The organism is Janthinobacterium kumbetense, from assembly GCF_023703445.1.
In the GTDB taxonomy this organism is placed as follows: Bacteria; Pseudomonadota; Gammaproteobacteria; order Burkholderiales; family Burkholderiaceae_D; genus Janthinobacterium; species Janthinobacterium kumbetense.
In genome coordinates this window covers 93,988-115,610 of record NZ_JAMQGR010000013.1, presented here as the reverse complement: position 1 = coordinate 115,610, position 21,623 = coordinate 93,988, and the positions used below count along the sequence as shown (strand labels likewise).

Sequence of the window (21,623 nt, the reverse complement as noted above, 5' to 3'; positions counted from 1 at the left end):
TAGGGCCTTGTGACGCAAGCGGGACAGCGGCGTGCCCGTCAAGGCATTGAAAGTGCGCCCGCACGGTACACAACGGTAGCGCTGCAAGCCATGCGCATGGCCATGCCGGTGCAGCTGATGCGCGTGGCAGGCGGGACAGGCCAGGCGCGGCTGCGCCACGCTTTCCAGCAGCGCGACGGTCGCGTCATGTGGCGCGTTGCCACGCAGCAAGGTTATGCCTGCCTGCCGCTGGCGCCGGTTCAGGTAAGCAAACTGTGCGATAAAGCTGATCCATTCGGCTGGCTGCATGATCTGCTCCCCGCGTGGTGAATATGCAGAGTCAGACAGCGCAGCCAACGGAAGATTCCGGCATTTCCCCTACTTGCCGATGACAGAGCCATAATTTTTGCCGACTCAGGCCGCCTGGACAGGCTATACTTTCGCCTGCTTTTTATGGAGGAGCAAATCTTGTTCAAGACAATCGTATTACCAGTCGCCTTGCTGGGCGCGTTCGCCGGCGCACACGCTGACGAAGGGCAGTGGCAACCACACCAATTGCCGCAGCTGAAAGCCGAACTGAAACGGGTCGGCATCGACATTCCTGCAGAAAAACTGGCCGACCTGAGCAAGCACCCGATGAGCGCCATCGTGTCGCTGGGCGGCTGCTCGGCCGCCTTCGTTTCCGACGCCGGCCTGGTGGTGACGAACCACCACTGCGCGTATGGCGCCGTGCAGCGCAATTCCACGCCGGAACACAATTACATCACCGACGGCTTCCTGGCCAAGACGCGCGCCGCAGAGCTGCCGGGCGGTCCGAACAGCCTCGTGTATGTGACGGACAAGGTGGAAAACGTCAGCGACCGCGTGCTGAAAGGCTTGACGGCCGACATGAGCGGCCGCGCGCGCCACGAAGCCGTGGAAAAGCGCATCAAGGACTTGATCGCCGAATGCGAAACGGACAAGATGTACCGCTGCTCCGTGCCCGCCTTCCACCGCGGCCTCGAGTACTACCGCATCCGCCAGATGATGATACGCGACGTGCGCCTCGTGTACGCGCCATCGGACAAGATCGGCAACTTCGGCGGCGATACTGACAACTACGAGTGGCCGCGCCACACGGGCGATTACTCGTTCCTGCGCGCCTACGTGGGCAAGGATGGCCGTCCGGCCGACCCGTCGCCCGACAACGTGCCGTACCAATCGAAGGATTTCCTGGTGGTGTCGGCCGAAGGCTTGAAAGCCGGTGACGGCATCTTGCTGGCGGGCTACCCCGGCCGCACCAGCCGCTACAAGCTGCCGGCGGAAATCCGCTTCGCGCGCGATACGGCCTTCCCCCTGAAAGTATCCGAACTGCAAGCAGACCTGGCCGTGATGGCCGACTCGACGAAGGGCGATGCGGCCGCTGCCGTGCGCTATGCGAGCGTGGTGAAAAGCATCAACAACGTGCTGAAGAAAACCCAGGGCTTGCTCGACGGTTTCGCCCGCAAGGACATCGCCGCCATCAAGGACGTGCAGGATGCCGAGTTCCGCGCCTGGTACGCGAAACAGCCGAACGTGTCGCCGACCCTGCTGGCCGAACTGGACGCGGCGATCGCCAGCGACATGGCCTTGAGCGAAGAAGAGTTCGCCTGGAGCGTGGCCACCAACAGCGACTTGCTGAAAAGCGCGCGCACCATCTACCGCCTGTCGCTGGAGCGCCAGAAAGCGGACGCCGAGCGCGAATCGGGCTTCCAGCAGCGCGACCTGGCCTTCATCAAGGCCCGCCTGGCCCGCCTGGAACAGTCGTATGTCAACAAGGTCGACCAGGCGCGTTTTGAAGCCGGTCTGAAGCGTTACGCGCAACTGGCGGCGAAGAGCCATCCGCAAGGCCTGGACGCGCTGCTGCCGGCGCCAGGCGCCGTGGCGGCCCTGTACCAGCAGACGCAACTGGCTGACACGGCCAAGCGCCTGGCCTGGCTGGAAAAGGACCAGGCCGCTGTTGCCCAGTCCGACGACGCTTTCATGGCGCTGGCCATCAAGCTGCAGCCCGTCGAAGCGGCGCTGGAAGAGCGCCGCAAGGAAATCGACGGCAACCTGGAACGCGTGATTCCGCAATACATGCAAGCCGTGATTGCCTGGAAGAAATCGCAAGGCAAGCCGGTCTATCCTGACGCCAACTCGACCCTGCGCGTCACGTACGGCACGGTATCGCCGTACTCGCCGCGCGACGGCATCACCAAGGGACCGTTCACGACCGTGGAAGGCATCGTCGAGAAAGTCACGGGCAAGGCTCCGTTCGAAGCGCCGCAAGGCTTGATTGACGCCGTCAAGCAAAAACGCTACGGCCAGTTCCGCGACCCGTCACTGGGCACGGTGCCCGTCAACTTCCTCACCAGCGCGGACACCACGGGCGGCAATTCCGGCTCGGCCGTGATGAACAAGCGTGGCGAATTGATCGGCCTGAACTTCGATTCGACGTATGAATCGATCACCAAGGACTGGTACTTCGACACGGCCATCACGCGCGCCATCCACCTCGACATCCGCTACATGCTGTGGGTGATGAAGGAAGTGGACCACGCGGATAACTTGCTTCAGGAAATGACGATCAAGTATCCGAAGGCAGTGAAAGCTGCCAAGAAATAAGCTTCAGCTTGCGCTAGCGCAAAGCCGCATCCGCCGCAGGGCCGATGCGGCTTTTTTGCGGCCGCACCGTACACGCGGCCGGCGCCTGCCGCATCGGCTGCGCCACGTATAATTCCGATCACTTTCCACTCTTATTTTTCCGACAGGCCCGCCATGCCCCCGACTCCCGCTTTACCACTTGATTGGCAGACATTTGAAACTGCCTACGACGTCGAAGAAACCTGCTTCAAGCTGGCCAGCGCGTCGCTGGCCTTGCTGGGCGCGTCCCCATTCAAGGATCAGGCATTTTCAGCCTTTGCCTTCAACGCCGTATCGTTCCCCTCCCTTTCGCTGAGCCTTGACACCGATCCCGCCAACCGGGAGCGCGATTACTATCCTCCGGACTGGTCGAACGAGTGCATCGAAGTCGACGTGCCGGAAATCGGCCAGCTGTGGGAGGAGGGGTATGCAAGGATCGAAGGCGCGCTGCTCGAGCTGATCGACGCTGCCGATGACGAGCTGCTCGATGCCATCGAGGAGGGCTATCTGCACAGCCTGAGGAAAACCATGGTGCGGCTTGAAACGAGCCATGCGTTCGAGCAGATCAGGACCTGCCCGCGATTCTGGACCGTCGTCACGCAAATCGACGCCGATACGGAGGAAGAGGAGCGGCTGCTCGACCAGGTGCGCCAGGGCTAGCCGGCGTGAGCCTCCGCCGCCATTGCAAGCCGTGCGCTATAGCAGGGCTTGCCAGCGCCTGACTTCCGCGTCCGTCAGCATCGGCCCCCAGCCGCCACGCAGCGCCGCATCGTGCTGCACATAGTGCGCAAGCGGCGGCGCCGCCACGCCATGCCTGGCACAGATTTCAAGCACGGCTTCCAACTGGCGCCGGCTTGCCGCAAGGTCATCGCCATGCCAGGTACAGGCGCTCGTTTCCAGCACATGCCCGACAAGTTGCTCCAACGTGCCGAGCAGGTGCCCGGGCAGCGCCATGCGCAGGTCGTCCGGCCAGGGATCGCCCATGCCCGTCACTGCCAGGCAGGCAAAGCCGCGCTCCCAGGCGGCAAAATCCCCGGGCGCGAGCTGCGCCACCTTCCACGCGTGGCCGGCGAACGCGGACAGCGCCGGGTGGTGCAGGGCATGCTGCCGGCAAAAGCGTTGCAGGCACGTGAGCGCAAGGCATTGCCTGGCAATCACGGAGAGCGTGTCTATCGATATGTTATCCATGAATCATCAGTTCCTGAAGGTGGCACTTGCCGATAACCGAGTCAATTTGGCTTTATTGCGGTTGTCCCGCCTGGCAAGGCAGCTGCCGCAGCGCCTCCACTGGCAACTGAAAAAAGCGCGGCACCATGGCCGGCGACAGCTCGTCGCCGCCGTCCGCCATGGCCAGGCGGCCACTCAGCAGCAGCATCACGTAGCCGTGGCCCAGCGACCAGCCTGCGCTGGCGGCGGCCTTGTCCCAGCGCGCATCGAGGCCCGCTTCGCGCACGGCCGCGCCTGCCGTCTGCAGCACGTACTGGAAGCATGCCTGCGCCGCGTCCTGCAAGGCGGGGAACTGGCGCACGTCCTGGTGTTCGAACATCAGCCGGTAGTGGGCCGGCGCGGCCAGGGCGAATTCGATGTATTGCTGGCCCAGCAGCTGAAAACGCTGTTCGGATGGCAGGCTGCCCTGCGGCGGCAGTTCGGCTTCCCATTTGGCGATCAGGCTGGCGAAGCCGGCCGCCGCCACGTCGGCCAGCAAGGCTTCCTTGCTGGGGAAGTGGCGGTACACGGCGGCGATCGACACGCCCACCGTGCGTGCCAGTTCGCGCAGGGAAAGGGCGGCGTCGTGCTGCTGCGCCAGTTGCGCGATGGTGGCGGCGACCAGGGTGTCGCGCAGGTTGCCATGGTGATAATTGCTGTTCGTGCTCATGTTATGTTATCGCTGTTCACATTGTCGTGTATGATGGCCATGTTATCACTGAACACATGGAGAGCACATGCAAGAGATGAACAATGCGGTACGCGCCGTGGCCTTGCCGCCGGGCGCCAGCATCGCCCCCTTGTACCCGGGCAGCCACCTGGCCGACGCGTATGCCGTCGAGCTGCCGACTGCGCAGGCGCGCCAGATGGACATGGAAAGCCTGGCGCGCGTGCTGCTGGGCAGTCAGCCCGGCTGGGCGCGCAAGCTGATGGTGGTGCGCGACGCCATCGTGGCGCGCTTCGGCATCCGGACGGCCAGGCAGATGGAAGCCAGGCCTGGCAAGCGCATCGGCATCTTCCGCATCTTTGCCGTCAGCGACGATGAAATCATCGTGGGCGAGGATGACAGCCACCTGGACTTCCGTTTGTCGGTGCTGCGCAACCGCGACGCGGGACGGCATGGCAGCGTGACCATGTCCAGCGTCGTGCATTGCCATAATCGGGTGGGACGCGCCTACATCCTGCTGATCCGGCCCTTCCACAAGCTGATCGTGCAGCGTTCGCTGGCGCGCGCCGTCAAGGGCGGCTTTGCCTGAGCGGGGAAGGCGGCTGGCGGTGCGGGCAATCTTGCTTATTCATGGCTGGTATTGCATACTGCACCACCAGCCTCATCACGATTCCCATGAACGATACGCTTCTCCTGCTGGGTTTTGCCACCACGCCGCTTGAACTGATTTCCTTTGTCCTGGCATTGACAACCGTTGCGCTGAACATCCGCCAGAATCACTGGGCGTGGCTGTTCGCCATCATTTCCTCGGCCGCCTACGGTTTCGTGTTTTTCGAATCGCGCCTGTATGGCGACATGGCCTTGCAACTGCTGTTCATCAGCGTCTCGTTCTGGGGCTGGTACCAGTGGCTGCACCCGGCCAGCGGCGGCAAGACCCTGCCCGTGACGCGCCTCGACGGCCGCGGCTGGCTGGCATGCGCCGTCGGCTGGCTGGTGGGCTTCCTGCTCATCGCCTGGCTGCTGACGACGACGGACACGGACGTGCCCCATGCGGACGGTTTCCTCACCGCAGGCAGCCTGGTGGGACAATTCCTGCTGTCGCGCAAGAAATTGGAAAACTGGATCGCCTGGATCATCGTCGACGTGCTGTACGTGTGGCTGTATGTGCACAAGGGCCTGACCCTGACGGCCGTGCTGTACGCGTTCTTCGTCGTGATGGCCGTCATCGGCTTGCTGGCGTGGAGAAAGTCGGCCCCGGCCGCGCCGAGCGCGATGGTCCTCAAGTGATGGAGCGTTGCGTGCGCGTGGCCATCCTGGGCGCGGAATCGTCGGGCAAGTCGACCCTGGCGGCGGCCCTGGCCGAGCGCTATGGCACGGTGTGGGTGCCCGAGTATTTACGCGAGTTTGTGGAAACGCAAGGCAGGGTGCCCGTCGCGGCGGATCAGTATGGTATTGCGCGTACGCAAGTCGAACGCGAGGCGGTCGCTGCCGCCCAAGCCCGCCACTTCCTGTTTTGCGACACGACGCCCTTGATGACGGTGGTGTACAGCCGCCATTATTTTCACGGTGCAGATGCGCAACTGGCGGCGCTGGCCGATGCCACGCAGTACGATCTGACCCTGGTCACGGCACCCGACAGCCCCTGGGTGGCCGATGGCTTGCAGCGCGAGTCGGAAGCCGTGCGCCAATTGATCTACCGCTACCTGCTCGATGAGCTCGACGCGCGCGGCATCGTCTACCACGTGCTGCGCGACAGCCTGGAGGCGCGCCTGGAACAGGCGGCGCCTTTGCTGCAGCAGGCGCTCGCTGCGGCGCCTGCCATTTCCCTCAATTAAAAGTCAAACTGCGCCGAGACCTTGAAGGTGCGGCTGGCGCCCGGATACAGATAGCCATCCGATTCCGGCGTCACGTCGCGCCAGTAGAACTTGTCGGCCACGTTGTTGACGGCGGCGCGCAGCACGGCGCGCGTGCCGGCGATGCGCGTGGCGTACGCGGCGCCCAGGTTGAACACGTTGTACGACGGCACGAAGGTCGTGTTGCTGTACTCAAACGCTTTCTTGCCCGCATATTCCCAGCTGCCATTCACGCTCAAGCCCGCCACCTGTTGCACGGCGTAATCCGCATGCACGGCCGCCTTGAAGGCCGGCACGTTGGGTACGCGCTTGCCGTCGAGGTCGGCATTGCCCGTGCCTGACTGCTGGCTGTTCAGGGCCGTCACGGACGCGCCCAGGCTCAGGCTGGACGATGCCTTGCCCTGGGCCGACAATTCCAGCCCCCGGTGCTGGGCCTGGCCTTCGCGCACGAAGTTGTAGGCGCTCTTGCTGCTGTCGACGTACTGGTTGAATTCCAGGCCCTTGCGGATCTGGAACAGGCTGGCCGCCAGCATGAAGTCCGGCGTCACATCCATCTTCACACCCAGTTCGACCTGCTTCGAGCGGCTGGGCGACAATTCCACGTTGGCATTGAGCGCCTTGCGGTCGGCCGTGCCGCCATGTTCCATGCCTTGCGAATAGGCCGCGTACACGGACAGATTGTCGAGCGGGGTGTAGACGAGCGAGACGTTGGGCAGCAGGAAATCGTGCTTGGCGCGGATTTCCGTATCGGCCTTGAGTACATACTGGTAGCCGTCGACATTGATATGGCGCAAGCCGCCATGCAGCTTCCAGTCCGGCGCCAGGCTGACGATGTCCTGCACGAAGACGGAGTTTTCCGTGTCCTTGCGCACCAGGCGCACGGGGCCTTGCACGCCCGTCGACATGTCGACGATCTGCGGGCGGTAGATGTTGCTCACGCCAGCCCAGTCGTACACGTACAGGCCGGCGCGGTCCTTGCGGCGGAAGGTCGAGACGCCGGCCGTGAATTCATGGCGCAGGGAACCGGTGGCGAACTTGCCCTGGATCATGGCTTGCGCGCTCAGCGGTTTTTTCGTCTCGCCCAGGCTGCGGTAGTCATACACGTCGAAGTCGCCATTGCCGCAGAAGCCTGGGTACAGGTCTTGCGCGCTGCAGCCGTAAGGGAAGGCCGTGTAGTCGTCGCGCTTGAACGAGTGCTGGTTGGCCGACAGGGTGGCATGCCAGTCGTCATTGAACGCGTACTGGAAGCGCAGGCCGAGATTGCTGGTGACGGTTTCCACGGGACGCGTCCACGGCTGCAGGTTGAGCATGGCGTCGGCGCTGATGCCGGTCGGCAAGGTTTTATTGTTCAGCAGCTGGAAGCCGGGCGCCGTCGCCTGCGCCTTGTCCTGGTAGTCGGCATCGATTTGCAGCAGCGCTTGCGGCGAAATCTGCCAGTCGAAGGCGCCGGAAATGAACTTGCGGTTGCCGTCCGCGCCCTTGATGTAGGAGCGCAGGCGCTCGGCCGCCACGTTGACGCGGTAGCCGAAGCGCGTGTCTTCCAGGCGGCCGCCCAGGTCGATGGCGCCGTACACGGTGCCGCGTTCGCGCGTTTCCACGGTGACCGTGCGCAGCGGGGCGGCGGTGGGGCGCTTGACGATGAAGTCGATCACGCCGCCTGGCGCGGCCACGCCTGCCTGCAAGCCGGCCAGGCCCTTCAGCACTTCGATGCGTTCCTTGTTTTCCAGCGGGATTTGTGTGTCGCCAGGAATGGCCACGCCATCCTTGCGGTAGCTGGAATTGTTATCGAGCTTGAAGCCGCGGATGGAAAACTGTTCCGCATAGCCGACGGCGTTGTAGGCGTCGTTGATGCTGGTGTCGAGCTTGACGGCATCGCTGAGATTGCGGATCTGCAAGTCCTGCATGTCTTTTTGCGAAATGACGGTGACGGATGCCGGCGTCTGCAGCAGCGGCGCGTCACTGAAGCCGCCCACGGAGGCGCGCTTGGCGGCCGGCGCCTTGCTGGCCGTGACGACGACTTCGGCCATGCTTTGCGCCTGCGGGTCGGCTGCGTCGGAAGCCAGGGCGGGCGCGGCAAACGCGTGCAGGATGGCCAGGGTCAATACAGAAACGGATAAATTCGGTGTGGACATAGATTGCTCGTGGTTCAAGCCGTCTCTGTAAAAAGAGCACGGCAGGCTGCTTGTTCGGCTGGCGCCAACGCAGGAGCTATCAAAGGAGGGAGGTACTTTGCGCTTTCCTTCGCTGGCATTATCCAGATCAGGTACGAAGGGTATCTCTCACCCGGATGACTGCTCCAGGACCCCTAGCGAAATGACAGCTTAGCATGAACCACGGCCAGCTGTCCCACCCGGCTGACCGTTTTACAACAGTGTGGTGCGAATCTACAGACTGAGTTCCAGCACCTTGCGGCTGACGGCTGGCGTCACTTCGCGCTGTTCGCCCAGGGCCGTCATGCCGTGCGCTTCCAGGGCGGACACGACGGCGTCCACGCTGGCGTGGTTGAGGCCATAGTCGGCCAGGCGCGTCTTGACGCCCATGTGGCGGAAGAAGAATTCCGTGCGCGCGATGGCGGCCTCGATGCGGCCATCCTCGTCGCCGCCGTCCAGGCCCCACACGCGGGCCGCGTATTGCAGCAGCTTGGCGCGCTTGGCTTGTTTGCGCACGCGCAACATGCTGGGCAGGATGATGGCCAGGGTTTGCGCATGGTCGAGCTCGTACAAGGCCGTCAATTCGTGGCCGATGGCGTGCGTGGACCAGTCCTGCGGCACGCCCACGCCGATCAGGCCGTTCAAGGCCAGGGTGGCGCTCCACATCACGTTGGCGCGCACGTCGTAGTCGTCCGGGTGCGACAGGGCTTTCGGGCCTTCCTCGATCAGCGTCAATAAAATGCCTTCGGCGAAGCGGTCTTGCACGGACGCGTTCACAGGGTAGGTCAAATACTGTTCCATCACATGCGCGAACGCATCGACGACGCCATTGCCCACCTGGCGCAGCGGCAAGGTGAACGTCTTCGACGGGTCCAGCACGGAGAATTTAGGATAGACCTTGCGGCTCATGAACGAGCGCTTTTCTTGCGTGGCCTTGCGCGTGATCACGGCCGAGCCATTCATTTCGGAACCCGTGGCCGGCAAGGTCAACACGGTGCCGAAGGGCAGGGCGGCTTCGACGATCTTGCCGCCTTTGGCCAGGATGTCCCAGGCCACGCCTTCGTGCAGGGCGGCCGCGGCGATGAACTTGGTGCCATCGACCACGGAACCGCCGCCGACGGCCAGCAGGAAATCGATGCGCTCGCTTTTCACCATGGCCACGGCCTGCATCAGGGTTTCATAGCTGGGATTGGGTTCGATGCCGGCAAATTCCAGCACCGTATGGCCGGCCAGCGCCGCCTTGACTTCATCGTAGACGCCGTTCTGCTTGATGCTGCCGCCGCCATACGTCATGAGCACTCTGGCCTGGGGCGGGATCAGCGCCGTGATGGCGGCGATCTGGCCCTGGCCGAAAAGGATTTGCGTCGGATTGTAAAAGTCGAAATTGAACATGGGGCTCCTGCCGCTGAGGTTTAGGCTGTTGCTGAGCCATGATTATGGCCGAATGGGTGGAAACGTGCCGTGGACGCTTGAGCTTTTCGTCCGCGCGGTGGAGAATGCAGCCGATGTCACCACCACGCGAAAAGGAATGCGCATGACCACCGTCCCACTGGAAGAATCCGGCTTGCCGGCCACCGCGCTCGACATGCACCGCGCCATCGGCGCCACCATCGCCGCACTGCAGGCGCTGGACTTGAACAGTCAGCGTTTCGAGGCGTGCACGGACCCGGAACTGCGCCGCGTGCTCGCGCACGCGGGCGACACCAGCCGCAAGGAAGCGGCCATGCTGCTCGAATGGATGCGCCGCCGCGACGCGCGCCTGGACACGGCCATGAAGGAAGCGCTGTTCAAGGCGGGGCCGATTGTTGCCCAATATCACTATGACGAGAAAATATTGTAACTATTGGTTTGTTGCTGTGGCGTACCATGCGCCACTTTCGCATCGCTTCGCGTAGACTGTGCCCCTAATTAAATTTAACGTCGGATAGCAGCGGCTGTCCGGTGTATTTCAGGGGGCTTCAAGAAATGAGATCATTACCATACCGAGAAGGCAGCTGGTTTGCCGTGCCCTTGCCGGGCGGCGGCTATGCCGTCGGCGTGGTGGCGCGCAGGGCGCCTGCCGGGCGCATCATGCTGGCGTATATGTTCGGGCCGAAGCGCGACAGCTTGCCCACGCTGGAGGAGCTGGAAGGCTTGCGCCCGGAACAGGCCGTGCGCCGCCTGCGCACGGGCGACATGGCCCTGCTCAACGAGCGCTGGCCCCTGCTGGGCGACAGCCGCCACTGGGAGCGCGATGCCTGGCCCATGCCGGCCTTTATCCGCCGCAATGAATCCTTGCAGCGCGCCTGGCGCGCCAGCTATGCGGATGCCGACCCTGCCAAGCTGAACCGCGAGGAATCGATTCCCTTCGATACGCCGGGCATGGAAAGCGATTCCCTGTACGGTTATGGGGCGACGGAATTGTTGATGAATAAATTGCTGGCGCAGGAACAGGCGTCCGCCTGAGCGGCAGGGAACGGCACAACTGTACCGTTCCCGTCCGTTTATGCCGCTGGCAAGCTGATCTGAAACGCGAGGCCGCCGCCTTCGCGGTTGCGCACTTGCAATTCAGCGCCATGGCGCAGCAGCACGCGGTCGACGATGGCCAGGCCCAGTCCGGCGCCATTTGCCTGCCCGCGCGCCGTGTCGAGGCGGGTGAATGGCTTCATCAGCTGTTCGATCTTTTCCGCCGGCACGCCCGTGCCGTGGTCCTGCACCTCGATGATCACCTTTTTCGCGCCATGGCTGGTGCGCACCTGGCAGGCGATGTCGATTTCCGTCACGTCGCTGCCCGGCGTCTTGCCATAGCGGCGCGCATTCTCGATCAGGTTGTTCAGCACGCGGCGCAGGTCGGTGGGGTTGCCCATCGCATGCGCGCCGTCGGCGATGCTGGCGTTGATCTTCACGTCCGGCAGGCGCATCGCTTCGCGCGTCATGTCGTTGAGCAAACCGCTGAGGTCGACGTCGGTAAAGCTCGACGCCTCCGTCGGCCTGGCATAGTCTAGGAACTGGCCGATGATGGCGTCCATTTGCCCGATATCGGACTGGATGCCTTCGCGCGCCTCGTCCGACAGGTTCGCCATTTCCACTTCCAGCTGCATGCGCGCCAGCGGCGTGCGCAAGTCGTGCGAAATGCCGGCCAGGATCACGGCGCGGTCCGATTCCACCTGTTTCAGGTCGTCGACCATCTGATTGAAGCTGCGGTTCGCCTCGATGATTTCGATCGGGCCCTTTTCCGGCAGCGGCGCCGGCTGCTTGCCCTTGGCGATGTCGCGCGCGGCCGCCGTCAAGCGCGACAGCGGCAGATTGATCAGGCTGGAAATGATGGCCGCGCCCAGCAGGGACAGCAGGGACACGAGGCTGGCCCAGCCCAGCCACTGGAAGCCCGTCAGGCCGCGCAGGCGCTCGCGGTCCAGCATCAGCCAGTACTCGTCGTCGTCGATCTTGAAGCTGACCCAGAAGCCGGCCACGCCGTTGACGCGCGCGGAAAAGCGCGTGTCCTTGCCCAGCTTGGCCTTCACCAGCGCCTCGATGTCGGGCATCAGGTAATTGTCGGGCGGCGGCTCGATGCGGTCGTCTTCTTCCAGCGAGAAGATGCGGATGCCTTCATTGCTGACGAGGTCGAACAGCAGCTCGCGCCGTAGTTCGGGCGCCGAGTGCGTCAAGGCCGCATGCGTGATGGTGACGACGGAAATGATCTGGGCGGAAATCTGCTGCGCCTGCGGCTCGCGCTGGATGAAGGAAATCATGCTGAACCACGCGATCATGCTGACCGTGGTCAAGGTGCCGAGCAGCAAAAAGGTGCGCCAGAACAAGCCGCTTTTCAGCCGCGCCAGGCTGATATCGGGAAAAAGCTTCATCATGCCTCGCCAGCGATCAGCGCGGCTGTCCGTCCGGGATGAAGACGTAGCCGAGGCCCCACACGGTCTGGATGAACAGCGGGCTCGACGGATCTGGCTCGATCAGTTTGCGCAGGCGCGAGATTTGCACGTCCAGGCTGCGGTCGAACACTTCGTATTCGCGGCCGCGCGCCAGTTCCATCAGTTTTTCGCGCGACAGGGGCTGGCGCGCATGGCGGGCAAACACTTTCAGCACGGAAAACTCGCCCGTGGTCAGGGGCACCGTTTCGCCATTCTTTTTCAGGGTACGCGTACCCAGGTCCAGCACGAAGTCGCCGAATTCGAAGGTTTGCGGCGTTTCCGACGGCGCGCCCGGGATTTCATCGGGACCCTTGCGGCGCAGCACGGCGCCGATGCGGGCCACCAGCTCGCGCGGATTGAACGGTTTCGGCAGGTAATCGTCGGCACCCATTTCCAGGCCCACGATGCGGTCCACGTCTTCGCCCTTGGCCGTCAGCATGATGATCGGCGTCTGGTCGCCCGCGCCGCGCAGGCGGCGGCAGATCGACAGGCCGTCTTCGCCCGGCAGCATCAGGTCGAGCACCAGCAGGTCGTAGCGTTCGCGCAGCCACAGCTTGTTCATGGCCGTCGCGCTCTCTGCCGTGAAGACATTGAAACCCTGTTCGGTCAGGTAGCGGCGCAGCAGGTCGCGCAGGCGCACATCGTCATCGACCACCATGATTTTTGCCTGGTGGCCGTGGATCGATTGCGTTGGTGTGTTGCTGCCGGAAGTGGAGGTTGTGGTCATTTAGGGTGTCGTGTTATCTTATATTAGTTGCTATAGTAACGCCTCGCGCGGCGTCGGCAAGGGGCTGTGGCGACCCATTACAAAGTGTTACAAACTTTACCCAATTACTCTTACTGCACCGTGTAAAGCATCATACACTGGGGCCACAGTGGAAATCAGCTTTAAGTTTATACGGCATCGCGGAAGAGGAACTCAATGAATATCTTTACTAAAAAAATTCACGCCGCTCCCAGCGCAGCTATTGCCGCACGTACAACTGTGCTGTCCGCATTTGCCGTTTGCTCCGTGTTTGCCGCCAGCCTGGCGTCAGCGCAAAACCAGCCGCCGCCACGCCGTGACGACCAGCAGCAAATGCAGGCCCAGCGGTATGAACAGGTACAGCGCACCAGTAGCAATGATACGCGACTGCGCGAACAGCGTGACGCACGCAGTTTCGACACGCGCGCTGAAGAGCAGCGCCGCGCCAACGAAGGCGCCGACGCCTCGCGCCGCACGGGCCGCATGACGCCCGACGAGCGGCGCGACCTGCGCCGCCAGATCAACGAAGTGGGCCAGGATATCTATTCCAACCCGCCGCGCCGCTAGGCGGCCATCCCCCCTCCGACAGGGCCATCTCGCAAGACATGGCCCTGTTGCATCTGGCCGCCCGCATTGTCGCTCAGTCAGGCACACGGCCCCGCCCCGTGATATTGTTCTAGTGCACGGAGGCAATTCTTTGAAATGGCTGTTGGGGGAGGCAAGGCGTGAGCGACGACGACACACCCGTTCCGGATGCGGTCCCCGCAGGCGGCTTGCCGCACGGCCTGGTCCAGCGCGACGAGGGCGTGTTCCTGGACCTGTCGCTGGCGCCGGCGCAGCTGCGCGCCGCCGTCGACCAGCTGTTCCAGTCGGGGCAGTTGCTGGCGGGCCTAGATTACGGTTTGTTCCTGCTGACCCTGTTCCATGCGCCCGCACCCCGCGCCGCGCCCAAGGGCGACGCCTTGCTGCGCATCGCCGTGCGCGTGGCGCCGTTCCCGCCCCAGCGCCGCGCGCTGTATAAACAGGTCAAGATCCGGGGCGACAGCGCCGAGTTTTATTTTGAAACCTTGCCTGCCGACGCGGATGGCCAGGCGCCGGCGCGCCGCGAGTTTGACGAGCTGGTGGCTGACTTGTGGTGCAAGGACGTGCACTACGGCATCGATAGCGTGGCCGTGCGCGCCATGCTCGCCAGCGGCAAGGCCGAGCGCATCACGGTGGCGCGGGTGCTGCCGCCGCAGCCGGGGCGCGACGCCCAGCTGGTCGAAGTGTCGCAAGGCATCCACCGCGACGATGCGCCGCGCGAACGCTCCGATGGCCGCCTGGATTTGCTCAGCTTCAAGAACCGCTTCCCGCAAGTGAAAAAGCACGCGCGCCTGCTGCGCCTGCTGCCGGGCACGCCCGGCTTGCCTGGCTATGACCTGGCCGGCAAGCCAATGCCGCCGCCCGCGCCGCTGGAGCTGGACCTGGCTGCGGTGGCGGGGCCAGGCACGTCGGTCGAGTATTTCAGCGATGGCGCTTTCGTCGTCGCCACCATGGATGGTTATGTGAATGTCGATGAGCACGGCAAGATGTCGATCGAAAACAAGATCGTCAGCCGCGAAGGCGTCAGCAGCCGCACCACGGGCAATCTGAAGCTGCGCGCCGCCTACGAGGAGTATGGCGAAGTGCAGGAGCAGCGCCAGCTCGACGGCAGCGACATCACCATCCATGGCGACGTGTATGGCCATCTGCACTCGCATGGCGGGTTGATATGGCTCAAGCGCAACCTGGTGGGCGGCACGGCCTTCAACGAGCACGGCGACGTGCGCGTCGAGGGCGTCGCCTCCGGTTCCGTGCTGCAGGCGCTGAGCGGCGAAGTGCACGTGAAGCGGGCCGAAAGCTGCGTCATCGCCGGCACGCGCGTGGTGATCGACAGCGCCAGCAATTGCGAGATCATCGCCGACGAGGTCGTCATCGAACTGGCCGAAGGCTGCGCCGTGGCGGCGCGCACCATCCGCATCGGCAGCGCCGGTCCCCGCAGGCAGGTGGAAATGCTGCTGTTCCCCCTCGTGCCCGACTTGAGCGCGCTGGAGCAAAAGATCGGGGAAAGCCTGGCGAAGGCGGCGCAATTCCTGCAGGTGCAGCACAAGCGCCAGCAGGAAATCGATGCCATCGCGCAATTGCCCGAGGTGCGCAACTACCTGACCCTGGCGGGCCAGCTGCGGCGCGGCGAATTGCAGTTGCAGCCAGCGCAGCAGCTGCAGTACGACAAGCTGGCCGCGCGCATCGCTCCCGTGCTGAAAGAGGTGGCGCGGCTGCGCGTGGAAGTGAAACAGTCGGAAATCCTGCACGCGCAGATGCTGGCGCTGGTGGAACAATTGCGCCAGTCGCGGCAGGCGACGGCGGGCCAGTCGCGCTGCACCCTGGGTCTCGTCGATGGCGAGACGACGGTGCGCGCCCTCGTCGTGCCGCCCGGACCGGCCAAGGTCTACGACCGGCCGCCGAAAGAAATCAAGGCCTTGCTGCGCAGCGCCACGCCAGCCACGCAGCCCGTGTTCGCGGACAGCACGGGCAGCCTGGACTGGACTTACCAGCCACCGCCCTGATCAGTCGATAACTTTGCCGCGGGATTGCTTGAGGACGCTGTGCGTGCTCTTGCTGTCGAGGCGGCGCCGCTGCGAGCTGCGCGTGGGCTTGGTGGCGCGGCGCACGGCGGGCAGGAAAGTCACGCTGTCGATGATTTCCTGCAAGCGCCGCAACGCCTCTTCCTTGTTCTGCTCCTGGCTGCGCGACTGCTGCGCTTTGAGCACCAGTACGCCATCCTTGCTGATGCGGCTGTCGCGCAGGGCCAGCAGCCGTTCCTTGTACGCTTCCGGCAGCGACGAGGCGGCGATGGGGAAGCGCAGATGGATGGCGCTGGATACCTTGTTGACGTTCTGCCCGCCCGGGCCCTGGGCGCGGATGGCGGAAAATTCAACTTCAGCGGGGTTGACGAGGTGTTGCATGGCCTGCCTGTTGGGGGGGGGATGTCGGTATTGTAAGGGAAGATGGCTGCGCCGGCGCAAGGCGGGGTGTTGAGTACAGGCTGGCCTTCCGGGAAAGTTGAGTTTTCTCAACGCCGCCTGCGGCGATGCTGGTTAGCATGGGGCCAACGTTGCGCCACTGCGCATCCTGGCAGCGCTTACCGGATGAAAGGAACATCATGCAGCCCACGACCACGCCTGGCGCCGCAACCGCGCAATACCTGACGCAGTACTTGAGCTTCCGGCTGGGTGGCCTGGAATACGGCCTCGATTACCGTTGCGTGCGGGAATTGCGCCCCCTGAAGGAGCTCGACCGCTTTTCCTCGGAAGGGGAAGTGCTGCACAACGTGGCCGTCTCGCGCGGCGTGATCATTCCCATCGTCGACATGCGCGCCGCGTTCGGCAGCGCCCACGGCGCGCCCGACCCGGCCACCGACGTGATCATCCTGCAGCTGAGCAATGGCGTGATGGGCATGGTGGTCGATGGCGTCACCGATATCGTCAGCCTGGCGCCCGCCGACATCGCCGCCGTGCCCGGCCTGGGCGAGACGGAAGCCGATTACCTGCTGGGCCTGGGCACGGTGGCGGGACGCCGATTGATCCTCGTCGACATCGACCGCCTGATGGCGATCCGCAGCCCCAGCCCCATGCAGGCGGCATAAAAAAAGACGACCCGGGAGTCGTCTTTTGTCGCTACTGCATTAACCGAGCTTTTCGAGTTGATCTTGCAGATCGAGCCACTCCGCTTCCAGCTGCGCCAGGTCCTTGGTGAAGAAGGTCTGGTCGGCCAGCAATTGCTTCAGCTTGGCCTTGTTGGCCGCGTCGTAGATGGTCGGCTCGCCCAGCTTGGCGTCGGTTTCCGCCTTTTGCGCATTGCGCTTGGCGATCTGCTCTTCCTGGCGCTTGATCTTGTTTTCGATCGGCTTGCGCAGGGCGGCCGTTTTCTGGCGCTCTTCCGCTTCCTTGCGCTTGTCGCGCACGGGCGCGGCAGGGGCGGCGGCTACCGGCGAAGGTACGGAAGACGTCACGGGGAAGTCCGTCTTGTTGGCCTTGCCGGCGGCCGGCAGCACGTCCGTGCCCTTGCCCAGCTTGGTCTTGAACAGCCAATCCTTGTAGTCGTCCAGGTCGCCGTCGAACGGTTGCAGCTTGCCGTCGGCAACGATGATGAATTCGTCGGTGGTGGCGCGCAGCAAGTGGCGATCATGGGAAACGACGACCAGCGTGCCTTCGAACTGGGCCAGCGCTTCCGTCAGCGCTTCGCGCGTTTCCAGATCCAGATGGTTGGTCGGTTCATCGAGCAGCAGCAGGTTAGGACGCTGCCAGACGATCAGGGCCAGCGCCAGACGGGCTTTTTCGCCGCCCGAGAACGGTGCGATCGACGCGGTGACCATGTTGCCGGGGAAGTTGAATCCGCCGAGGAAGTTGCGCAATTCCTGCTCGCGCACGGTCGGGGCGATCTTCGCCAGATGCCACAGCGGCGATTCGTCGTGGCGCAGCATTTCCACCTGGTGCTGGGCGAAGTAGCCGATGTTCAAGCCCTTGCCCATGGTGGCGTCGCCCATCAGCGGCATCAGTTCGCCGGCGATGGTCTTGATCAGGGTCGATTTGCCGGCGCCATTCTGGCCCAGCAAGCCGATGCGCTGGCCGATCTGCAGCGAAAACTTGATGCCGTTGACGATGGTTTTATGCGTGATTTCGCCCGTCGCTTCGTTCTCGATCTTGTAGCCCGCATCGACGTCTTCCATCACCAGCAGCGGGTTCGGAGCCGACAGCGGCTCGCGGAATTCGAACGAGAATTCGGCGGCGGCGCGCAGTGGCGCCAGCTCTTCCATCTTCGCCAGCGCCTTCATGCGGCTTTGCGCCTGGCGGGCCTTGGACGCTTGCGCCTTGAAGCGGTTCACGAACGATTCCAGATGGGCGCGCTTGCGCTGTTGCTTTTCCAGCGCGCCGGCGGCCAGGATCATCTGCGCCGCGCGTTGGCGCTCGAAGCTCGAATAGTTGCCCGAGTAGCGTTTCAGCTTGCGCTCGTCGATATGCACGACCACGTTGACGACTTCATCGAGGAAGTCGCGGTCATGGGAAATGATCAGCAAGGTGCCGGCGTAACGCTTGAGCCAGTCTTCCAGCCAGATGATGGCGTCCAGATCCAAGTGGTTGGTCGGTTCATCGAGCAGCAGCAGGTCGGACGGGCACATCAGCGCTTGCGCCAAGTTCAAACGCATGCGCCAGCCGCCGGAGAAACTGGCCACAGGTTGCTGCATCTGGTCCAGGGTGAAGCCCAGGCCCAGCAGCAATTGCTCGCCGCGCGATTGCACGGTGTAGGCGTCGGCATCGGCCATGGCGCTGTAGATTTCGCCGATGGCGATACCGTTTTCCGACGTGGCAGGCTCCGATTCCAGGCGCGCCAGTTCCGCTTCCAGTTTGCGCAGGGTGACGTCGCCATCGATCGCATAGTCGAGCGCGGCACGGTCCAGCGGCGGCGTTTCCTGCGCCACGTAAGCCACGCGCCACTTGGCCGGGAAATCGATCTCGCCCTGGTCAGGGTGCAATTCGCCACGCATCATGGCGAACAGGCTCGATTTGCCCGCGCCATTGGCGCCGATCAGGCCGATCTTGTCGCCCGGATTGAGGGTGACATCGACTTGTTCGAGCAACGGTTTGATGCCGCGCATCAGGCTTACTTGTAGGAAACGTATCATTTTTTTCTTTGTGTTGTAAATTAAGGCGCTGCGCGCTGACGCCAGCGCTTATACCAGCTTGAGCTGCTCGGCCGTCAGCAGGAAGACCATGTCGTCGCCGGCGCTCGTCGTCAGCCAGGTCAGGCCCAGTTCGCCGAAGGCCGCTTCCGCGTATGCGCGTTCGTTGCCGATTTCAATCATCAGGATGCCGTCATCCGTCAGGCGCTCGGCCGCGCCGGCGATGATCTTGCGCACCAGGTCCATGCCGTCGCTGCCGCCGTCGAGGGCGATTTGCGGTTCGGCCAGGTATTCCTGGGGCAGGGCGCCCATCGACGCGGAATTCACGTACGGCGGGTTGCTGATGATCAAATCATATTTCTTGGTCGGCACGTTCGTGTACAGGTCCGATTCGATCAGGGTGACGCGATCCTGTAATTTGTACGTGTCGACGTTGCGCTTGGCCACGGCCAGCGCATCGGCGGAAATGTCCACGGCGTCGACCTGGGCGTTCGGGAAGGCGTCGGCCATCATGATAGCCAGGCAGCCCGAACCGGTGCACAGTTCCAGGATGTTTTCCACGGCTTCCGGTTCCGCCACCCACGGCGAGAAGTATTCAGGGATCAGCTCGGCGATGAAGGAGCGGGGCACGATCACGCGCTCGTCGACGTAGAAGTTATACGTGCCCAGCCAGCCTTCCTTGGTGATGTAGGCGGCCGGCACGCGGTCGATGCTGCGGCGGTCGATGACGCTCATCACGCTGGCCACTTCCGATGGCAGCAGCTTGGCGTCGAGGAACGGTTCGAGCTTGTCGAGCGGCAACTTCAACGTGTGCAGGATCAGATAGGCTGCTTCGTCGAACGCTTCGGCGCTGCCGTGGCCGAAAAACAGCTTGGCGGTATTAAAACGGGTAACGGCGTAGCGCAGCAGGTCGCGTGGCGTGGAAAACGGGTTCGGGGTCATGGCATTCTCGAAAAGACGGTGTTCTGGCCCGCCGTGACGGGCCTCGGTATTCTGGTTCAGACGGGCAGCAAATGCTCCAGGGTGCGCCGGTAAATATTCTTCAGAGGATCGATGTGGCGCAGTTCGATGTGCTCGTCGATCTTGTGAATACTGGCATTGGGCGGCCCGAATTCTATCACTTGGGGGCAGATTTGCGCGATAAACCGGCCATCCGAGGTGCCGCCCGTGGTCGACAGCTCAGTCGCGAGGCCCGTTTCTTCCAGGATGGCGGCCGACAGCGCATCGGAGAGGGTGCCGCGCGGCGTGAGGAAGGGCAGGCCGCTCAGGGTCCACTGCAAATCGTATTGCAAGTCATGCCGGTCGAGGATGGCGTGCACCCGTTCCTGCAATCCCTCGGCCGTGCTGGCCGTGGAAAAGCGGAAATTGAAGTCGATCACCATGTCGCCCGGAATCACGTTATTCGCGCCCGTACCCGCGTTGATGTTCGACATTTGCCACGAGGTCGGCAAGTAATACTCGTTGCCCGCATCCCATTTTTCCTCGACCAGGTCGGCCAGCGCCTGCGCCGCTTCGTGGATGGGATTCATTGCCAGGTGCGGATAGGCAATGTGACCCTGCACGCCCTTGATCGTCAAACGGCCCGACAGCGAACCGCGGCGGCCGTTCTTGATCATGTCGCCCAGCTGCGCGCTCGACGTCGGCTCGCCCACCAGGCAATAGTCGATCTGTTCGCCGCGCGCCTTCAGTTGCTCGCACACGATGACGGTGCCGTCCGTGGCCGGGCCTTCCTCGTCGCTGGTGATCAAAAAGGCGATCGAACCCGTGTGCCCGGGCGTGGCGGCGATAAATTCCTCGCAGGCAATTACCATGGCGGCGATCGAGGTCTTCATGTCGGCCGCGCCACGGCCGTACAGCTTGCCGTCGCGGTGCGTGGGAATGAAGGGCAGCGAGCGCCATTGCTCGACGGGGCCGGTCGGCACCACGTCCGTATGGCCGGCAAAGACGAACACGGGCGACGTCGTGCCGCGCCGCGCCCACAGATTGGTGACGTCGTTCGACTGTATCGTTTCGCAGACAAAGCCCAGCGGCGTGAGGATGTCGATCAGGTGCTGCTGGCAGCCCTTGTCGTCGGGCGTGACCGAGGACAGGGCGATCAGTTTTTCGGTCAGGGCGAGGGTTTTGGAGGTGGTCATGGGTAAGGTCGTGCCGGCAACATCGTTCCGGTGGTCAACTAAGTATGGTTACAGCGAGAAAAGGGTCTGGTACTGCGCATCCGAAAACGCCACGCTGAACTGGCCATCCTTGTCCAGCACGGGGCGCTTGATGATGGACGGGTTTTCCAGCATCAGCTCCAGGGCGCTGGCCGCGTCGGTGATCGATGCTTTGCGCTCGTCGGACAGGGCGCGCCACGTCGTGCCTTTCTTGTTGACCAGCACGTCCCACGGCAATTGCGCCAGCCACGCCTCGACGGTGGCGCGTTCCAGGCCCTGCTTCTTGAAGTCGTGGAAGGTGAAATCGAGTTGCTGCGCGGCCAGCCAGGTGCGGGCCTTTTTGACGGTATCGCAGTTGGGGATACCGTAGAGTGTAATGGTCGTCATGGGTAGGGCTAAGGGGGTATGAATGCGGTTCGCTTGATCGCGGCGCTTGCGCTGGCGCGATATGCGATGTCAGCCGACATTATACAGTCGATGCGCAGTCGATGCGGCAGTGCAACAAGGTTGCATGTTCATGGCAGGTTCAGGGCCAGGCGCTGCGGATGCCCAGCAGCGTGGCGGCCTGGCCGAAGTCTGGATGGGCCGAGAGCGGCGTGGCGGACGCCAGCGCGAGCTTGGGCGCGGCGC

Annotated in this window: 22 protein-coding genes and 1 riboswitch; of the genes, 10 read left to right on the top strand and 12 right to left on the bottom strand. The window is 63.4% G+C overall.

Translation table 11 applies throughout. The annotated features are described in order from the left end of the window. Positions 1-288 (bottom strand): IS1/IS1595 family N-terminal zinc-binding domain-containing protein (locus tag NCG91_RS24960; protein ID WP_435526519.1); only part of this gene is annotated, 288 nt, incomplete at its 3' end. A 159-nt stretch (positions 289-447) separates the two neighbouring features. Here NCG91_RS24960 and NCG91_RS24955 point away from each other — a divergent pair. Both NCG91_RS24955 and NCG91_RS24950 read left to right on the top strand, forming a co-directional pair. After that, on the top strand, positions 448-2,604 hold the full coding sequence (locus NCG91_RS24955; protein ID WP_354004635.1) for a S46 family peptidase: 2,157 nt from the start codon (positions 448-450) through the stop codon (positions 2,602-2,604). Positions 2,605-2,757: 153 nt separating this feature from the next. After that, positions 2,758-3,282, top strand: a complete 525-nt coding sequence (locus tag NCG91_RS24950; protein WP_251351638.1) for a hypothetical protein — start codon at positions 2,758-2,760, stop codon at positions 3,280-3,282. A 36-nt stretch (positions 3,283-3,318) separates the two neighbouring features. Here NCG91_RS24950 and NCG91_RS24945 read toward each other — a convergent pair whose 3' ends face one another. Together NCG91_RS24945 and NCG91_RS24940 are read right to left on the bottom strand one after the other, a co-directional pair. Beyond that, complete coding sequence (locus NCG91_RS24945; RefSeq protein ID WP_251351637.1) at positions 3,319-3,810, bottom strand: hypothetical protein; 492 nt, start codon at positions 3,808-3,810, stop codon at positions 3,319-3,321. A gap of 52 nt (positions 3,811-3,862) precedes the next feature. Beyond that, positions 3,863-4,498: a TetR/AcrR family transcriptional regulator gene (locus NCG91_RS24940; RefSeq protein WP_251351636.1), complete on the bottom strand. Its 636-nt coding sequence runs from the start codon at positions 4,496-4,498 to the stop codon at positions 3,863-3,865. Positions 4,499-4,565: 67 nt separating this feature from the next. Here NCG91_RS24940 and NCG91_RS24935 point away from each other — a divergent pair, with 67 nt between their 5' ends. From NCG91_RS24935 to NCG91_RS24925, 3 genes are all read left to right on the top strand, one after another. Continuing rightward, entirely contained in the window at positions 4,566-5,084 is a 519-nt protein-coding gene (locus NCG91_RS24935) for a DUF2867 domain-containing protein (protein ID WP_251351635.1), read from the top strand. Positions 5,085-5,170: 86 nt separating this feature from the next. Next, the gene (gene pnuC, locus NCG91_RS24930; RefSeq protein WP_099667198.1) at positions 5,171-5,782 is read left to right on the top strand and encodes a nicotinamide riboside transporter PnuC; all 612 of its coding nucleotides are present in this window, start codon (positions 5,171-5,173) and stop codon (positions 5,780-5,782) included. Next, positions 5,782-6,330: an AAA family ATPase gene (locus NCG91_RS24925; RefSeq protein ID WP_251351642.1), complete on the top strand. Its 549-nt coding sequence runs from the start codon at positions 5,782-5,784 to the stop codon at positions 6,328-6,330. The genes pnuC and NCG91_RS24925 overlap by 1 nt, the downstream gene beginning before the upstream one ends. Here NCG91_RS24925 and NCG91_RS24920 read toward each other — a convergent pair. After that, positions 6,327-8,480 (bottom strand): TonB-dependent siderophore receptor, encoded by a 2,154-nt coding sequence (locus NCG91_RS24920; protein ID WP_251351634.1) that lies wholly within the window; start codon positions 8,478-8,480, stop codon positions 6,327-6,329. The genes NCG91_RS24925 and NCG91_RS24920 overlap by 4 nt on opposite strands. 87 nt (positions 8,481-8,567) lie before the next feature. Next, positions 8,568-8,665: riboswitch (TPP riboswitch) on the bottom strand. A gap of 67 nt (positions 8,666-8,732) precedes the next feature. Then, positions 8,733-9,890: an iron-containing alcohol dehydrogenase gene (locus NCG91_RS24915; protein ID WP_099667201.1), complete on the bottom strand. Its 1,158-nt coding sequence runs from the start codon at positions 9,888-9,890 to the stop codon at positions 8,733-8,735. Positions 9,891-10,032: 142 nt separating this feature from the next. Here NCG91_RS24915 and NCG91_RS24910 point away from each other — a divergent pair, with 142 nt between their 5' ends. Together NCG91_RS24910 and NCG91_RS24905 are read left to right on the top strand one after the other, a co-directional pair. Beyond that, the gene (locus NCG91_RS24910) at positions 10,033-10,338 is read left to right on the top strand and encodes a ferritin family protein (protein ID WP_034750230.1); all 306 of its coding nucleotides are present in this window, start codon (positions 10,033-10,035) and stop codon (positions 10,336-10,338) included. A gap of 125 nt (positions 10,339-10,463) precedes the next feature. Continuing rightward, the gene (locus NCG91_RS24905; RefSeq protein WP_099667202.1) at positions 10,464-10,943 is read left to right on the top strand and encodes an Imm26 family immunity protein; all 480 of its coding nucleotides are present in this window, start codon (positions 10,464-10,466) and stop codon (positions 10,941-10,943) included. A 38-nt stretch (positions 10,944-10,981) separates the two neighbouring features. Here NCG91_RS24905 and NCG91_RS24900 read toward each other — a convergent pair whose 3' ends face one another. After that, positions 10,982-12,340: a sensor histidine kinase gene (locus tag NCG91_RS24900; RefSeq protein WP_251351633.1), complete on the bottom strand. Its 1,359-nt coding sequence runs from the start codon at positions 12,338-12,340 to the stop codon at positions 10,982-10,984. Positions 12,341-12,353: 13 nt separating this feature from the next. Continuing rightward, complete coding sequence (ompR, locus tag NCG91_RS24895) at positions 12,354-13,055, bottom strand: osmolarity response regulator transcription factor OmpR (protein WP_223278807.1); 702 nt, start codon at positions 13,053-13,055, stop codon at positions 12,354-12,356. A gap of 264 nt (positions 13,056-13,319) precedes the next feature. Here ompR and NCG91_RS24890 point away from each other — a divergent pair, with 264 nt between their 5' ends. Further along, the gene (locus NCG91_RS24890) at positions 13,320-13,709 is read left to right on the top strand and encodes a hypothetical protein (protein ID WP_099378341.1); all 390 of its coding nucleotides are present in this window, start codon (positions 13,320-13,322) and stop codon (positions 13,707-13,709) included. Between the two features lie 158 nt (positions 13,710-13,867). Beyond that, complete coding sequence (locus tag NCG91_RS24885; RefSeq protein WP_251351632.1) at positions 13,868-15,727, top strand: flagellar assembly protein A; 1,860 nt, start codon at positions 13,868-13,870, stop codon at positions 15,725-15,727. Here NCG91_RS24885 and arfB read toward each other — a convergent pair whose 3' ends face one another. Next, a complete protein-coding gene (arfB, locus tag NCG91_RS24880; protein ID WP_034779396.1) occupies positions 15,728-16,126 on the bottom strand; it encodes an alternative ribosome rescue aminoacyl-tRNA hydrolase ArfB in 399 nt (132 codons plus the stop codon). It lies immediately after the preceding gene. Between the two features lie 197 nt (positions 16,127-16,323). Between arfB and NCG91_RS24875 the strand changes: the two genes are divergently transcribed. Then, positions 16,324-16,806 carry a chemotaxis protein CheW gene (locus NCG91_RS24875; RefSeq protein ID WP_251351631.1) on the top strand — a complete coding sequence of 161 codons (483 nt, stop codon included), beginning with the start codon at positions 16,324-16,326 and terminating at the stop codon, positions 16,804-16,806. Between the two features lie 39 nt (positions 16,807-16,845). On the opposite strand, the gene NCG91_RS24870 is transcribed toward NCG91_RS24875, so the two are convergent. From NCG91_RS24870 to NCG91_RS24855, 4 genes are read right to left on the bottom strand one after another with little or no spacing between them, the layout of a single operon-like run. Then, the gene (locus NCG91_RS24870) at positions 16,846-18,843 is read right to left on the bottom strand and encodes an ATP-binding cassette domain-containing protein (protein ID WP_251351630.1); all 1,998 of its coding nucleotides are present in this window, start codon (positions 18,841-18,843) and stop codon (positions 16,846-16,848) included. 48 nt (positions 18,844-18,891) lie between these two features. Beyond that, positions 18,892-19,782 carry a 50S ribosomal protein L3 N(5)-glutamine methyltransferase gene (gene prmB, locus NCG91_RS24865; protein ID WP_251351629.1) on the bottom strand — a complete coding sequence of 297 codons (891 nt, stop codon included), beginning with the start codon at positions 19,780-19,782 and terminating at the stop codon, positions 18,892-18,894. Between the two features lie 56 nt (positions 19,783-19,838). Beyond that, positions 19,839-20,975, bottom strand: a complete 1,137-nt coding sequence (dapE, locus tag NCG91_RS24860) for a succinyl-diaminopimelate desuccinylase (protein ID WP_251351628.1) — start codon at positions 20,973-20,975, stop codon at positions 19,839-19,841. A 48-nt stretch (positions 20,976-21,023) separates the two neighbouring features. Next, entirely contained in the window at positions 21,024-21,380 is a 357-nt protein-coding gene (locus NCG91_RS24855; RefSeq protein ID WP_099667207.1) for an ArsC family reductase, read from the bottom strand. Positions 21,381-21,623: the final 243 nt, after the last annotated feature.

Coding starts and splice junctions, on each gene's coding strand:
- NCG91_RS24875 (WP_251351631.1), top strand. CDS start 16,324: ATGCAGCCCACGACCACGCCTGGCGCCGCAACCGCGCAATACCTGACG.
- dapE (WP_251351628.1), bottom strand. CDS start 20,975: ATGACCACCTCCAAAACCCTCGCCCTGACCGAAAAACTGATCGCCCTG.
- pnuC (WP_099667198.1), top strand. CDS start 5,171: ATGAACGATACGCTTCTCCTGCTGGGTTTTGCCACCACGCCGCTTGAA.
- NCG91_RS24925 (WP_251351642.1), top strand. CDS start 5,782: ATGGAGCGTTGCGTGCGCGTGGCCATCCTGGGCGCGGAATCGTCGGGC.
- arfB (WP_034779396.1), bottom strand. CDS start 16,126: ATGCAACACCTCGTCAACCCCGCTGAAGTTGAATTTTCCGCCATCCGC.
- NCG91_RS24900 (WP_251351633.1), bottom strand. CDS start 12,340: ATGATGAAGCTTTTTCCCGATATCAGCCTGGCGCGGCTGAAAAGCGGC.
- NCG91_RS24940 (WP_251351636.1), bottom strand. CDS start 4,498: ATGAGCACGAACAGCAATTATCACCATGGCAACCTGCGCGACACCCTG.
- NCG91_RS24920 (WP_251351634.1), bottom strand. CDS start 8,480: ATGTCCACACCGAATTTATCCGTTTCTGTATTGACCCTGGCCATCCTG.
- NCG91_RS24905 (WP_099667202.1), top strand. CDS start 10,464: ATGAGATCATTACCATACCGAGAAGGCAGCTGGTTTGCCGTGCCCTTG.
- NCG91_RS24910 (WP_034750230.1), top strand. CDS start 10,033: ATGACCACCGTCCCACTGGAAGAATCCGGCTTGCCGGCCACCGCGCTC.
- NCG91_RS24870 (WP_251351630.1), bottom strand. CDS start 18,843: ATGATACGTTTCCTACAAGTAAGCCTGATGCGCGGCATCAAACCGTTG.
- NCG91_RS24950 (WP_251351638.1), top strand. CDS start 2,758: ATGCCCCCGACTCCCGCTTTACCACTTGATTGGCAGACATTTGAAACT.
- NCG91_RS24890 (WP_099378341.1), top strand. CDS start 13,320: ATGAATATCTTTACTAAAAAAATTCACGCCGCTCCCAGCGCAGCTATT.
- NCG91_RS24945 (WP_251351637.1), bottom strand. CDS start 3,810: ATGGATAACATATCGATAGACACGCTCTCCGTGATTGCCAGGCAATGC.
- NCG91_RS24935 (WP_251351635.1), top strand. CDS start 4,566: ATGCAAGAGATGAACAATGCGGTACGCGCCGTGGCCTTGCCGCCGGGC.
- prmB (WP_251351629.1), bottom strand. CDS start 19,782: ATGACCCCGAACCCGTTTTCCACGCCACGCGACCTGCTGCGCTACGCC.
- ompR (WP_223278807.1), bottom strand. CDS start 13,055: ATGGTGGTCGATGACGATGTGCGCCTGCGCGACCTGCTGCGCCGCTAC.
- NCG91_RS24855 (WP_099667207.1), bottom strand. CDS start 21,380: ATGACGACCATTACACTCTACGGTATCCCCAACTGCGATACCGTCAAA.
- NCG91_RS24915 (WP_099667201.1), bottom strand. CDS start 9,890: ATGTTCAATTTCGACTTTTACAATCCGACGCAAATCCTTTTCGGCCAG.